We start from the raw sequence: 13,574 nt of genomic DNA, 5'->3' as shown, positions 1-13,574 counted from the left end.
TTTAATATTTTCATCTGATTTTTGCCATCTTCGGCAGTTATAAAGAAATCCTTTATAACTGAAATCTCTTCTAACTCATTGTCTTGCAAGATATTCTTGATGTGTAAGCCGATATTTTGCACGGTGGTGTCAAAAAGTTCCGCTAACTGATTTTGCGTGAGCCACACTTGATTTTCACGCACCAACAAAGCCACATTGCTTTTGCCGTCATCGGTATTGTAGATGATTAAATCGTTCATTTTTCACCTGCTATCTTTACTGCCAATGCCCGCCCTTTGTCAGTTAAACGATAGCGTTGTAAACGACTGTTAGGTTTATCGGGGATGGTCATTTCTGCAATGCCTTGTTCAAGTAATGGTGTAAGAATTTGCTGTCTAAACTTCGTCCGATTACTTCGCCCCACCCAACTCATCAAATCAAGTAATGAATGCTCATCTTGCCACTGTTCTAATAAACATTTCTGTTCATCTATTAAGCAAATATCTGACTTGATCCCGACTTGGTCCTGACTTGGTCCCGACTTGGTCCCGACTTGCACGGTAACATGGTCGGTGTCTTGTCCCCGACTTGCCCCCGACTTGTCCCCTGTCTGCTCCATATCCCCAAACTTTTTCGCCAAAGGAAAAGTCACCTTTGAAAAGGCAATACTTTTATCAAAATTGACTTTCGTGTGCGTTTCTCCTTCCCACGCTAGAATCTTATCAAAGCCAAAACCTGCATTTTCAGCCAGTTTGACGTGGCGAAATAATTTTGCAATCACTGGATTTCGGGGAACAGACACATCTGTTTTTAACAATTCTTCTATCGGCAAGGGAAAACTACCGGGATTTTCAAATTCAATGCGATCAGAAAAAATCCGCACTCTGGGTTTTGCCACACTGAAATAATCGGTGTGCATCAACATATTGACCAAGGCTTCTCGCAAGGCTTCAAGTTGCGGACTATTTTCTACCGCAATGCCTAAATCATTCATTTTAAATGGCATATCCACATAGCGTTTTAGCCGTTCAATAATCGCAAAATAATATTCCCACAGATTTTCTTGCTCTTCTAAACGGAAAGTATAGCGTGGCTGTGCTTCCGCATAAGAACGCCCTGGGATTTCCAATAAATCCACCCGAAAATCAGAGATATTACGGTTAATTGCGATATTTTTACCCAAAAACAGCAAGCCTCCATAGGTTAAATGCTCACCGTCCACAATTTGCAAACGTTGCAAAAATTCATCTTCAGGCATCGTGTTGTATGGTAAAGCTGGGTTAAACCGCGACATATAATCACGATAACGCCCCAATGTGGTGCGATTTATATCATCAAGCGTAGTTCTTAATGCAGGCTTGGCTGACATCACCCCAAATAATTGATCACGCAATAAGGCATTGATTTCTTCTTTACTCGCTCGCTGATCGCCACTACCAGTGCGAATAAAGGTATTTGCTAATTTATTAAAATAAACAGGCTTTTGCTCAGCAGCAGGAATAAAAAACGCCAACACTGTTTTATTATCAAAATGATATTTTTTACAAAGCGGATTGATTAGTACGCTAAATTTATCTCGGTTACGCAAAACAGTGGTGAAATTCTGTTCAAGTTTTTCTGCATTCGACACGCCGACAATCTCATAAATTTTGCCTTTTTGCTCAATGCCTAACACAATCCAACCGCCCGAACCATTACTAAACGCACTCACCGTTTCCCAAATATTTTCAGGCAAGCCATTGTGGGCTGATTTCACTTCAAAATCGTCCCATTCGATATCGGTGAGTTTTTGTAACAGTTCGGTTTTGTTCATTGTTCTTTCTCGGTAATAATTTTGTGGATTGAGTTTACAATCTAGCTATTCACTTTTCAACTTACCTATTCTTCCGCAACACCCGATTATAGAACTGCCCCAACAATCCACTTGGCAACAGTCTAAAACACGAACGCATCAGAAAAATCGCCAATGCAGGAAGTAAAGGCTGTATGTTTAATTTTCGTTTTAAATCAAACAACTGCTTTTCACTTTTCACATACTGCCAACCACGGCGGCGAGCGTGCATACCGTTTCCGACTCTTGCATATACCAAAATGTCAGCAAGATTTGCCACTGGATAACCTGCACCAATCACTCTCAGCCATAAGTTATAATCTTCCATAAGCAAATGATGTTGATACGCACCTAATTCTAAAATAACGTCTTTTTTAAATGCCACGGTCATATGATTAAAAGGATTTCTTTTTTGAGCAAGTTTTTTAATCTCATTTTCTTGGGTTGGAACAGCTTTAATCACAGGGTTTTCACTAATACTCTGATTAAATTCTTGAATTTGTCCACCAAACAACGCTACATCAGGATTTTCTTGGATAAAAGCAATCTGTTTTTCAAAACGATCGGGCGTACAAATATCATCAGTATCCATACGCAAAATCCAATCATAACTACAATGTTTTAAACCTGCATTGAGTGCTTTACCTAAACCAACATTTCGTTCCAAAGGCACAACTTTTAATGGCAGCTTGCTGGAATATTGATTTACTACATTTTCTAATTCAGACGTAACCACACCGTCATAAACCAAAAAAATTTCTGTTGCAGGTAAAGTTTGCAGGAATAAACTATCTAAACAAGCCTGTAAAAATTCAGGTTGTTCTTTGATGTATAGGGATAATAGAACTGAGAAATTCATATTATACCTCTAATAAATTATGCCAAGATTTTAAAATTTCATCTTTCTGAAAACGCTCAGCACTTTTCAAAGCACGCATAGAAAATTCGTCTATCTGGGTAGGGTTTATTGCTAATTTTTTCATTGAATAAGCCAATTTCTCTATATCTTGATTATCTACCAATAAACCATTTACATTATGTTCAATAATTTCTTTTGGTCCATGTGGGCAATCAAAGGAAATAATAGGTAAACCAAAAGATTGAGCTTCTATTAATACCATAGGCAAGCCTTCAAAGCGAGAAGACATCACAAAAATTGAACTATTTTGATAAACAGACTCAATATCCTGTGCTTGCCCCATAAGAGCCACGTTATCTATCTTTTTTTCTTTTATTAGATTTCGTAAAGATTGCTCTTCTTCACCTACACCATAAATTTCCAAGCTCCAATCAGGGATTTCTTTTTGTATCTGATGCCAAGCTAATAATAAGGCTTGGAAATTTTTCTGATAGGTCAATCTCCCCACAGCAACAAATTTCTTCGGTTTTTCTTTCTGTTCACTAATAATAGAAAATGGCGAAATATTATAAATTGTTTGAACTTGTTTCACCCAAGATTGATAGCTTGCTTGATCATGCTGTGTTAGCGTAATTACCTGATTAATATTCTTATAGCATAATTTAGAAAAATACTTTACCCACCAAGGTCTTATTTCAAATGCCACATGTTCCAAAGATATTAGTTTGCTTTGTTTTTTCTTTAAAAATGAACATAACAATGACAACCTACCCATATTATGTACAACAATCACATCATAATGAAATTCATCAATATGCCTTTGTAATTTCCTATGGAATTGTAAGTAGTTTCCATTTAATGAAACAACGCTAATTTCTTGGTTAAGTGGATAAGCAATATTGTCTATTTCAGTATCACGATTTACAATCGTAATACTATAATTAAGTTTACCATGAAACAAATTGGCCAATAAGCTAGCTACTCTTTCTATACCAGATTTATGGCGTAACGAATTTATTACAAATAAAACATTCATATTAATATACCACATAATCATAGATGGGTTTAAAGTAGTCCTCTATAACATACGGTGCTTGGATAAAATATGTCAAAAAAAATTGTATTGCAACATAAATTAAAAATATTATTAACCCACCATTAACAAACCGACTAAATATAAAAGGAAGAATAAAAATCTCTGTAAATGTTAAAGCACTAGCAAATCTCCCGCCAAGAATTGCAAACTCAGAAAATCCGAATCGCATACTTACACCAATGATATACATAATAAAAAAGACTAAAAACAATCTATTTTCATATATTTTTTTATTCATAAATATCAATATGAAAATAAAAACTAAAAAAGCTTTTATATTCGGCAATCTAAAAAAACCAATTTCTTCACCATATGAATTGTTAGCATATGCAGATAAACGCTCAGAAAAATTTATCATAATATCTAGTAGTACATATTTCGATATAACAACACTAATCAAAAATATAAAAATTGACCATGCTCTAAAGTTATTTAGAGATATGTTTTTATTTAATAGAAAACTTACCAAGAAGAAACATAATAAACCACTCAAAGCTACAACAAATGAAACTTGATGAAAACTAAAAGCCAAAACAGCAAACACTAGAAATTTCACATAGTTATATTTTTTAGAAAATAGCATTGTAATTGATAACAACGCTAAAGGAACAGCTAAACCTTGACGCATTTGCATAAATTGTAATATTAGAAAATAAGCTGAAGAAACATACAGTAATAAAACTAAGAATTCTTGAGCTTGTAATTTTCTTGAAATACTTAATACAGCGACAAAAGTAATAAGAGAAAGTGGAAAAAACAATAAAAAAGAGCTGTTTTGAGATATTAGACTAATTAAATAGCTATACCAACCATAACCAATTTCCACTTGAGCAGTATGATAGAAGTTAGAAAAAGAGCATAAATCATAGCTATTTATATTTCTATAAATATTATAATAAATTTCAGTATCTCTTGTTGCTCCCCTAGCTCCTACAACTATAATAAGTAACAATAACAAGAAATATAAAATGAGATGATTTAACTTAATTAGAATTTTCACGGAACAACCCTTAAGATTACAATCTATATTATCATAATAACATTATAATATATTACTTAAACTACAATATGTTCAAGTGTAGAATATAAACATTTAAGCAATAATTCCTTTTCAATATACGGCATAGCAGATTCGCTAATTCTATTTCGTTCTACATCACGTACATTTCTCGCATATTCTAAAATACTTTCAAAATCTGGCTTGCCTACTTTATAATAATTGAAATCTTGTGGGAAAATATCCTTATGCCCAGAATATACAGGTAAACCATTTTTTAAATATTCTCTAACTTTTAATGTACAAGCTTCTTGCATATCCTGTCTGAATAATGCAAATGATGATAACCCAATCCAACATTGACTAACCAACCGCTGTATTTCACTTGATGGTAAATGACCATGTAATACAATTCTACTATCTTGTTGTGCGATTAACTTATCAGCTTGACTCAAATTTCCAACGATATGCAGAATAAACTTTTCTGATGTATTTTTCAAATCATTAAGCAAAAGATCTAACCCATGCCAAGGATTAAAGTAACTGGCTACAAATAATAATTCAGGAACACTATCCGCTCTATTATCTACTAAATTAACATCATTATAACTTATACCATTAGGATAAATTATTTTATTCTTAAATTTTTGACCAACTCTGTTATTCTCATATTCAAATATTTCATTAGTAACTGCAATAACACCTTGAGCATTATTAATTGAAATTTTTCCAAAAAATGATTCCATATTAGTTTTTAATATTGATTTCAGTCCTTTTGACATTAATTTTATTTCAGGAACTTCTAATGTATGATGAACCAAATAAACTGGAACTTTAACTTGTTTTAAAAACAACGATTGAAATGGATCTACAAAACTATGACGTACTAATAGTAAATCATATTTATAACTTTGTTCGAGTAACCACTTATAATAATCTCTACGAATAGATATCCAAGAACAAATAGAATCCACTGTTCTATGAGAACCATCCCATACATGTATAATATCAGAAGGTAAGAACTTACTTTCACATTGATTAACATATAAAACCACATCCCAATCTAAATTCTGTTTAATTGCCACCTGTTTTTCCCAAGTCATTTGATTCAGAATACCAGAATATGCGTGTTTCATTAATGCCGCATGTAATACTTTCATATAAAATTCCTAAGATAAAATATTGATAATACTATTCGAAGTATGGCCATTACCATATATGCCCAGTGTAAACGTTTTATTCACTAAATTGTTACAAATGGAAAAAATCTTTTGAGAATTAGTACCAACAAGGGAATTAAAACCTAGCTCAACCAACTCAACCCATTCGGTTTCTTCCCTTAATGTAATACAATATTTTTGATGAAAATAAGCTTCTTTCTGTACACCACCAGAATCAGTAATAATAAAATCACTATTCATTTCCAACCACACCATTTCCAAATATCCCACAGGCTCTACTATTTTAATATTTTGTGGAATATTCAAACCATACTGTTTTATTTTACCTACTGTTCTTGGATGAAGCGGTAAAACAATATTTTTTTTGGATAATTCTAAACCATTTAAAATACTAGACAGCTTGCTTATGTTATCTGTATTTTCTGCTCGGTGAATTGTACATAAAACAAAATTATCTAAATTTATACTGTCAAACCATTTAGGTTTTACCGCCTTATCTTGATAAAATAGAGAAACATCATACATAATATCGCCGACTACATGGATTTTGTGTTCTGATATTCCTTCTTTTAATAGATTTTGTTTTGCACTTTCACTTGGAACAAACAAATAATCACTAATTTGATCAGTTAATATACGATTGATTTCTTCTGGCATTTTACGATTAAAAGAACGTAATCCCGATTCTACATGAGCAATCGGAATATGCAATTTTACAGCTGCTAAAGCACCTGCCAAAGTAGAATTAGTGTCACCATACACTAAAACTAGATCGGGAGATTCATCTAATAATATCTTTTCAATCTGTTCTAGCTGCTGTCCAGTCATTGCTCCATGTGTTTTCCCACCAGTTTGTAACTTATATTTAGGATAAGGAATATTCATCTCCTCAAAAAATACATCCGACATATTTTGATCATAATGCTGCCCAGTATGCACAATAATCTCTTCTATTTCAGGGTAATTTATTAATTCCCGAGAAAAAGCGGCGGCTTTAATAAATTGTGGTCTTGCACCTAAAACTGTTATAATTTTCATCATTTAATTTCCTTAATCACTTTCGCAGGAACACCCGCAATTACAATATTACCCTGAGGAAAACTCTTCGTTACAACAGCACCAGCTGCGACAATAGTATTATTTCCCAATTCAACCCCCGGTAAAATCACGCTATTCATCCCAATCCAACATTCCTCTCCAATAATTACATCTCGTACATCAGTATGCGTGTCTAAATATTTTAAATCATGATTAGCCGTAATAATACCAACATTAGGAGCAATATATGAACCTTTACCCAAATAAATATGCCCTAAAAAATTCTGAAAATATGTGCCTGAAGCCTGAAAATTATTTAAATCATCGGGATGAAAATGAATATTCTCTGCCTTAGAAACCAAGCAGGTCAATCCAGTAGGGAAAGGCATGGGGTAACCCAAACGTAATATATTTTTCGTCCAAATAGATTTAAATGCCCAAATATAACCTGTTAAGGTATTATTAAAATATTTTTCCTGCAGATATGTCCTATCAAAGAAAATACTTAGAATAACTAACAATACAGGAGAAAAAAATAAAATCATATTCTTTATAAACTTCTTCATAATGAGAACCATATTAAACTAGAATATATAATAATTCATTGTGTTTACCATTTACCACACAAATAAAGAGAGGTATAAACACCTACAATATTAGCCACCTTTCCATTATATAACTCTAATGTTTGCTTATCCACAAGAGCATCAAATGCCAAGAAATGTACATTACTTACCTTACGTTTAAAAAGAGTTTTTAACAAATAACGCTTTAATCTCAAAGGTAATACCCCACTAATTAAGTGAGAAATAGTTCCTTTCATACCCTTTATCTCATTAGCATTCTCTAGAACCCCTGAAGAATATAAAGAATAATCGTCTATGTTTTTTATATATATCTGATTAACGTAATTCTTTAAATTCGTCCTGTTTTTTCTTTCTAACAATGGTATATTTTGCCAATACAAAACAAAATCTTTATCCCATAGAGGAAGCCAAAAATCATAACCAAATTGTTTATACCCTTGTATTGAATTTACAATATATTTAGTCTGTCTTTCTTTCCAGTCCCAATATTCAATGAGATTAACAAAATCAAGCGTGTTTAAGCTCATCAATTCTGTTACCTGAGATATCAATTCACTTTTCACTTTTTCTTTAATTTCAGTTATTAATTTCTTATTCTCATTTGTTAAAGAAAAATGCTGATATATAATTTCATTTAGAACATCTGTAATGCAATATTTCTTAGTTAAATTATTAAATACAAAACTAGGTATATGGCTTCCCCCAACAAAGTCTCCTGAATGTCCAGGAACAAAAATAGCATTATTATCAATTAATGCTTTCTCTTTCATAATAGATATTGCGAACCAATCTTGTATATGAGATAAACTACAAAAGTTTGAATATTTAGATTTAAATTCTTGTGCTTCTGTACCACTCCACATTTTCTTTAAAAGATCATCTGAATATTCAATAAAAATCCACTTTAACCCTAAAGATTTGGCAATTCTCTCACTAAATTCTTTTTCTTTATTATTTTCTACTCTTCCGTAAGTAAAACAGATGACATTACTGTAATTAAACTCCTTTAATTTAGACGCAATTAATCTCGAGTCAAACCCACCACTTAAAGGAATAACAATTTGGCGACCTGCTGCAAAATCAATTAATCTATGAATAGAGTTATCCGTTACTTTATTCAAATCATCATAATCAAATTTTTTCTCATCTATCTCAGTAGTATAATTCCAGAATTTAAAATAAGAATCTTCTTTTTCTAATAACTTACCTTCTTCTATACAAAATGATAAATATTTTCCAGCTTCTGTTTGATAAAGACCTTTAATTAAAGTATCTTTCCCTGAAACATATCCAGATAATAGGAACTGGGAACTAGATAACTTATTATCATACGACACTTCTTCACTTGAAACTAAATCTATTGCAAAATTACTTATTAAAATAACATTATTTTCCTTTTTATAGAAATAAGGGAAACTTCTCACAGTATCACTAAAAACATATAATTTTTTATCAACATAAGCAATTATCCCATAAAACCCTATAAGCGAATTAAGGAAACTATTTAACATTTCAGAATTAGTGTGACACCCTCTGATCTTCTTTAATATATATTCTTCCCGAACTCTAACCCCATTTACATAGGCAGCTCCTTCCAAGATAATATAATCGCAATCATATACTTTTTTTTGGGTTTTAAGATATGAACTAAGTTTAACGAGCATTGAAATATATCCTTATCTGTTTGAAAAAAGTAAAATAATAATAACACAACAAAATACAAGTCAGACAATAAAGAAGAATCCAATATTCCTGAACCTCGAACAATTTAAGTATCAATAATGGTATAACTGGTGCAAAAGATTTAAGGAGGTTCTTAACTATTGCCATAAACGTAAAAATAACACCAAGCTCAGTATATTTCAGCATTCTTATTAAGAGTAAAATCCAACATAAAACACTTGAAAAACTAAACAGATATAACGTAAAAATAATATCTTGATCAAATAAACCATAAGCTACAGACAATGTTCTACTCAAAAATAATATTATTTGAAAAAACAAAAACTCTTTCTGTCGCCCTAACACCTCTAAAAATATACTAATTGGCGATATGAGAAAAACGCATAATAACCAAGGTGTTAATACTCTTACAAAAGTACCAATATCATTCCAATTATCACCAAACACGAGTACGTATATATCATTATCTAATAATAATAGCAATAAAAAAAATGGGAAGGAAAGTTTACTTAGTACATAAAGTATTTGATATATCACTTGATCAATTTTCTTTTCTTTTATTTTTTCACTTGCAATAGAAAAGAAGTAATTCGCAACAGCTGAACTTACTGAAGATAATGGTACAATTAACAAACGATATGATAGAGCATACAATCCTGCCACATATGATCCAAAAAAATACGAGAACAAAATTAGGGAAGATGATTGTCCCAAATTATTAAGCATTGCGCTCCAAATGGAATATTTGGGAAAGCGTTTATACTTAATCAATAAATATATAATCTTTCTTCTGCTAATATTACTACCAATAAGATCCTGCTTTACTCTTCTTAGTAGAGTAATGGTACTAGCAAACTGCCCTAAAACATACCCCAAAACTAAAGATATCATACCAAAGCTACTTAATAAAATCTGTGTAGCTGATGTTACACTCACTTGAGTAACTCTTGTTATCGCAACGGAAGAATATTCCTTTCTACATAGAGAGTAATAATTTAGTAAATTGTAAAATCCCAAAAAGAATAATCCTAATGGAATATAATTGATACTACGTTCTAATCCTAATTTTGCAATCTCAGATAAAAAGAAAGTCCTAAATAGTAAAACTACAATATATGAAATTGCAACCATAGATACCAATATAAAAAAAGAACCTACCAACAAATGCAATTTCTCTGAATTTCTTCTCAAAATAGATATGGCAATATCATACCTAAGACAAGCAATTACACCAAAAAAACTTAATACCGATATGAAAAGAGTATATTCTCCAAAATCTTGAGGTGAAAATATTCTCGTAATTATAGGAATAAATAAAATACCAATTAACTGTGCAGCAATATTACTACTTAACAATTTAAATATATTCTTAAATTCCATTATAATTATCCACTAACAAGATAAAACAGCTTTTACAATCTCATTCAGCTGAGATAATATTAAATAAGCATGCATCGGCAAGCTAATCACTTCTTCCGCAATTAAATCCCCGACAGGCAATACCGCATTTGTGGCAACTGCAGGTTGCTTATTTAACGGAATAGGATAATGCACCGCAGTTGGGATACCTTGTTCTTTCAGTTTTGCAATCACCTGATCACGATTTTTTACACGAATCGTATATTGAGCATAAGCACTTTGATTATGAGCTTCAATAAATGGCGTGGTATCAATGCCTGCTTCAGCAAATAAACGATTATAGGTTTCTGCCACTTTTTGTTTGGCTTGCAACTCATCATCTAAAATTTCTAATTTAGGCAATAAAATCGCAGCTTGTAAAGTATCCAAACGGCTATTCACCCCTACTCGGATATGATGATAACGTCTATCTTGTCCGTGTCTTGCGATTTGACGAATAACGGTTGCCAGTTGTTCATCATTCGTAAAAATTGCACCACCATCACCATAGCAACCCAATGGTTTACTAGGAAAAAAGCTCGTGCAAGCAATGGTTGATAAATTACAACTTTTTCTGCCTTTATAGGTTGCCCCAAAACTTTGAGCAGCATCTTCAATCACTGGAATATTATATTTTTGAGCAATTTCGTTAATCGCATCAAAATCTGCACATTGACCATATAAACTCACAGGAATAATTGCTTTGGTTTTTGAGGTAATGGCTTTTTCTAATTGTTGAATGTCAATATTATAAGTTTTTGGATCAACATCAACATAAACAGGGGTTGCACCTAATAAAGCCACTGTTTCCGCCGTAGCAATATAGGTAAATCCGGGGGTAATCACTTCATCACCTACGCCAATGCCTAACGCCATTTGAGCAATTTGTAAGGCATCTGTGCCATTTGCACAAGTAATGCAATATTTTGCCCCTGTGTATTCAGCTAATTTTGCTTCAAGTTCTGCCACTTCAGGACCTAGAATATACCGACCGTGTTGTAATACTTTTTGAATAGCACGATCAATTTTATCTTTGATGCGTAATTGTTGTGCTTTTAAATCAATGAAATCAATCATCACTTAATGATCCTTTTAAATTTTGTAAGAATTTTTGATGTGGTATAGCAAAATTACCTGTTACTTTTTCGCCTGCTGCAACATTTTGGGTTACCACAGAGCCAAGTGTAATAAAAGCATTATCGCCAATAGTAATGCGATTAGTAATTACCGCTGATGGTCCAATCCAAACATTATCGCCAATATCTACGTTTCCGCTAACAACAGCACTAGACACTAACAAGCAACCTTTACCGCACTGAACGCCGTGAGCAATATGTACCAACGCATCTAATTTACTACTTTCACCAATAATCGTTGGGCGATATGAAAATCCCTTGCTAATACTCGCATTCACACCAATTTGTGCATTATTTTGAATAAAGACTTTACCATCGTGGCGTACAGATAAAATGCCCCGAGATGTTTTTTTATGTTCAAAACCATCGCAACCGATTACCGCACCAGGGTGAATGCGAACATTATCCCCAATAGTTACATCAGCTAGAATGGTGCTATTTTCACCAATAATGCAATTTTCACCAATCACGACACCCACAGGGCTAATATAAGCCCCTACGCCAATTTTGCTTGTTTCAGCAATCACCGTTGGAGCATATTGTTTCGTTTGCGACAGATAATCTACGATAGAGAAAAAATACCATTTTGGTTCATCAACCACAAAAAGCTGAATATCTGCACGCACTTGTCCGCTATCGGCAATTTGTTGCGTACAGAAAATCCCTTTGATACTTTCATTTTGATTGACTTGAGCAATATATTTTACGCTTTCAATAAAAGATAAAAGCGAACCATTTGATGTGGTAACTAATAAGCCCAAACCATCAAATTCAATATACTGCTCAAATGCCTGTCCTGTCGCCTGTTGGACAACGTGATTCGTGATCTTCATTATTTTTTCACTTTAGCAAGTAATGGGTGAGCGTGATCGCCAGCTTCCACAATTTCCGCATCACGAATATATTCAACGGTTTCAATCGCTGCACGGTTTTCTTCTAAGCCGTAACCATTGCCATTTAATACATTTTGGTAGCTTTGTGTATGTAAATCAGTGAAACCGCCTGAAAACTCTAATTCTTCATTTTCAATTAAGATACTTCTGTACGTTAATTTTTCACCTTGAATCGCATTATCTGGTAAATTTTCCGCATCAATAGACAAGAACCAACGCACTCTTGCACGTTCATATTCTAAATAACCTGATGCCGTTTTTTCATCACGATAATGTACTTCATTGTGCGTTAATTTTCCGAAGATAAAATGCAACATATCGTAAAAATGCACACCGATATTTGTCGCCACGCCGCCTGATTTATGATTTACGCCTTTCCACGATTTTAAATACCATTTACCACGAGAAGTTAAATAAGTTAAATCTACATCAAACACTTTGCCAGCAGGGGCATTTTGCACTTTATCTCTTAATTGAATAATTGATGGGTGTAAACGCAGTTGCAAAATAGAATTAACTTTTGCACCATATTGTTTTTCATATTCTGCCAAAATATTTAAGTCTTCAGAACTTAATACTAATGGCTTTTCACAAATCACATCAATGCCATTTTTCAGGGCAAATTTCATATGTGGTGCATGCAAATAGTTTGGCGAGCAAATGGAAACATAGTCCAATTTCTTGCCTTGTAATTTTTGATCTTCTACAAAGGCTTCAAATTCTTCAAATTCGGTGAAAAATTCTGCTTCAGGAAAATGGCTATCCATAATCCCCACAGAATCGTTAATATCCATTGCGACTACAAGCTCATTGCCTGTGTCTTTAATCGCTCTTAAATGACGTGGTGCAATATAACCGCCAGCACCGATTAACGCAAAATTCTTCATTTTAATTCT

General features: G+C 33.0%; 12 protein-coding genes and 1 pseudogene. All 13 read right to left on the bottom strand.

Annotated features, from left to right (window positions below; genetic code table 11):
- Positions 1 to 17: 17 nt before the first annotated feature.
- A pseudogene (locus ACTG7X_RS01685) lies at positions 18 to 239 on the bottom strand (hydroxyacid dehydrogenase); the annotation flags it as partial.
- Entirely contained in the window at positions 236 to 1,792 is a 1,557-nt protein-coding gene (locus ACTG7X_RS01680) for an RNA-binding domain-containing protein (protein WP_439256816.1), read from the bottom strand. The gene ACTG7X_RS01680 and the pseudogene ACTG7X_RS01685, both read right to left, overlap by 4 nt.
- Positions 1,793 to 1,853: 61 nt before the next feature.
- A complete protein-coding gene (locus ACTG7X_RS01675; RefSeq protein ID WP_439256815.1) occupies positions 1,854 to 2,669 on the bottom strand; it encodes a glycosyltransferase family 2 protein in 816 nt (271 codons plus the stop codon).
- A gap of 1 nt (position 2,670) precedes the next feature.
- A complete protein-coding gene (locus ACTG7X_RS01670) occupies positions 2,671 to 3,705 on the bottom strand; it encodes a glycosyltransferase family 4 protein (protein ID WP_439256814.1) in 1,035 nt (344 codons plus the stop codon).
- A gap of 1 nt (position 3,706) precedes the next feature.
- Complete coding sequence (locus ACTG7X_RS01665) at positions 3,707 to 4,765, bottom strand: EpsG family protein (RefSeq protein WP_439256813.1); 1,059 nt, start codon at positions 4,763 to 4,765, stop codon at positions 3,707 to 3,709.
- 56 nt (positions 4,766 to 4,821) lie between these two features.
- Positions 4,822 to 5,922 (bottom strand): hypothetical protein, encoded by a 1,101-nt coding sequence (locus ACTG7X_RS01660; RefSeq protein ID WP_439256812.1) that lies wholly within the window; start codon positions 5,920 to 5,922, stop codon positions 4,822 to 4,824.
- Between the two features lie 9 nt (positions 5,923 to 5,931).
- Positions 5,932 to 6,984, bottom strand: coding sequence for a non-hydrolyzing UDP-N-acetylglucosamine 2-epimerase (wecB, locus tag ACTG7X_RS01655; protein WP_439256811.1), 1,053 nt, complete (start codon positions 6,982 to 6,984; stop codon positions 5,932 to 5,934).
- On the bottom strand, positions 6,981 to 7,547 hold the full coding sequence (locus ACTG7X_RS01650) for an acyltransferase (RefSeq protein ID WP_439256810.1): 567 nt from the start codon (positions 7,545 to 7,547) through the stop codon (positions 6,981 to 6,983). Before ACTG7X_RS01650 ends, wecB begins: the two co-directional genes overlap by 4 nt.
- Positions 7,548 to 7,591: 44 nt before the next feature.
- The gene (locus ACTG7X_RS01645; RefSeq protein ID WP_439256809.1) at positions 7,592 to 9,232 is read right to left on the bottom strand and encodes an asparagine synthase-related protein; all 1,641 of its coding nucleotides are present in this window, start codon (positions 9,230 to 9,232) and stop codon (positions 7,592 to 7,594) included.
- Positions 9,222 to 10,631, bottom strand: a complete 1,410-nt coding sequence (locus ACTG7X_RS01640; protein ID WP_439256808.1) for a lipopolysaccharide biosynthesis protein — start codon at positions 10,629 to 10,631, stop codon at positions 9,222 to 9,224. The genes ACTG7X_RS01645 and ACTG7X_RS01640 overlap by 11 nt, the downstream gene beginning before the upstream one ends.
- A 12-nt stretch (positions 10,632 to 10,643) precedes the next feature.
- Positions 10,644 to 11,726, bottom strand: coding sequence for a DegT/DnrJ/EryC1/StrS family aminotransferase (locus tag ACTG7X_RS01635; protein ID WP_439256807.1), 1,083 nt, complete (start codon positions 11,724 to 11,726; stop codon positions 10,644 to 10,646).
- A complete protein-coding gene (locus ACTG7X_RS01630; protein ID WP_439256806.1) occupies positions 11,719 to 12,618 on the bottom strand; it encodes a UDP-3-O-(3-hydroxymyristoyl)glucosamine N-acyltransferase in 900 nt (299 codons plus the stop codon). The genes ACTG7X_RS01635 and ACTG7X_RS01630 overlap by 8 nt, the downstream gene beginning before the upstream one ends.
- Positions 12,618 to 13,565 carry a Gfo/Idh/MocA family protein gene (locus ACTG7X_RS01625; protein WP_439256805.1) on the bottom strand — a complete coding sequence of 316 codons (948 nt, stop codon included), beginning with the start codon at positions 13,563 to 13,565 and terminating at the stop codon, positions 12,618 to 12,620. Before ACTG7X_RS01625 ends, ACTG7X_RS01630 begins: the two co-directional genes overlap by 1 nt.
- Between the last annotated feature and the right edge of the window lie 9 nt (positions 13,566 to 13,574).

The organism is Lonepinella sp. BR2271 (assembly GCF_051851515.1).
Classification (GTDB): Bacteria; Pseudomonadota; Gammaproteobacteria; order Enterobacterales; family Pasteurellaceae; genus Lonepinella.
Note: the sequence above shows the minus strand (reverse complement) of the source record. Positions and strands in the feature narration are given on the sequence as shown.

Bases quoted from the DNA above. Each gene is read 5' to 3' on its own strand.
- ACTG7X_RS01630 (WP_439256806.1), bottom strand. From the start codon at position 12,618: ATGAAGATCACGAATCACGTTGTCCAACAGGCGACAGGACAGGCATTT.
- ACTG7X_RS01635 (WP_439256807.1), bottom strand. From the start codon at position 11,726: ATGATTGATTTCATTGATTTAAAAGCACAACAATTACGCATCAAAGAT.
- ACTG7X_RS01675 (WP_439256815.1), bottom strand. From the start codon at position 2,669: ATGAATTTCTCAGTTCTATTATCCCTATACATCAAAGAACAACCTGAA.
- ACTG7X_RS01645 (WP_439256809.1), bottom strand. From the start codon at position 9,232: ATGCTCGTTAAACTTAGTTCATATCTTAAAACCCAAAAAAAAGTATAT.
- ACTG7X_RS01670 (WP_439256814.1), bottom strand. From the start codon at position 3,705: ATGAATGTTTTATTTGTAATAAATTCGTTACGCCATAAATCTGGTATA.
- ACTG7X_RS01640 (WP_439256808.1), bottom strand. From the start codon at position 10,631: ATGGAATTTAAGAATATATTTAAATTGTTAAGTAGTAATATTGCTGCA.
- wecB (WP_439256811.1), bottom strand. From the start codon at position 6,984: ATGATGAAAATTATAACAGTTTTAGGTGCAAGACCACAATTTATTAAA.
- ACTG7X_RS01660 (WP_439256812.1), bottom strand. From the start codon at position 5,922: ATGAAAGTATTACATGCGGCATTAATGAAACACGCATATTCTGGTATT.
- ACTG7X_RS01650 (WP_439256810.1), bottom strand. From the start codon at position 7,547: ATGAAGAAGTTTATAAAGAATATGATTTTATTTTTTTCTCCTGTATTG.
- ACTG7X_RS01625 (WP_439256805.1), bottom strand. From the start codon at position 13,565: ATGAAGAATTTTGCGTTAATCGGTGCTGGCGGTTATATTGCACCACGT.
- ACTG7X_RS01680 (WP_439256816.1), bottom strand. From the start codon at position 1,792: ATGAACAAAACCGAACTGTTACAAAAACTCACCGATATCGAATGGGAC.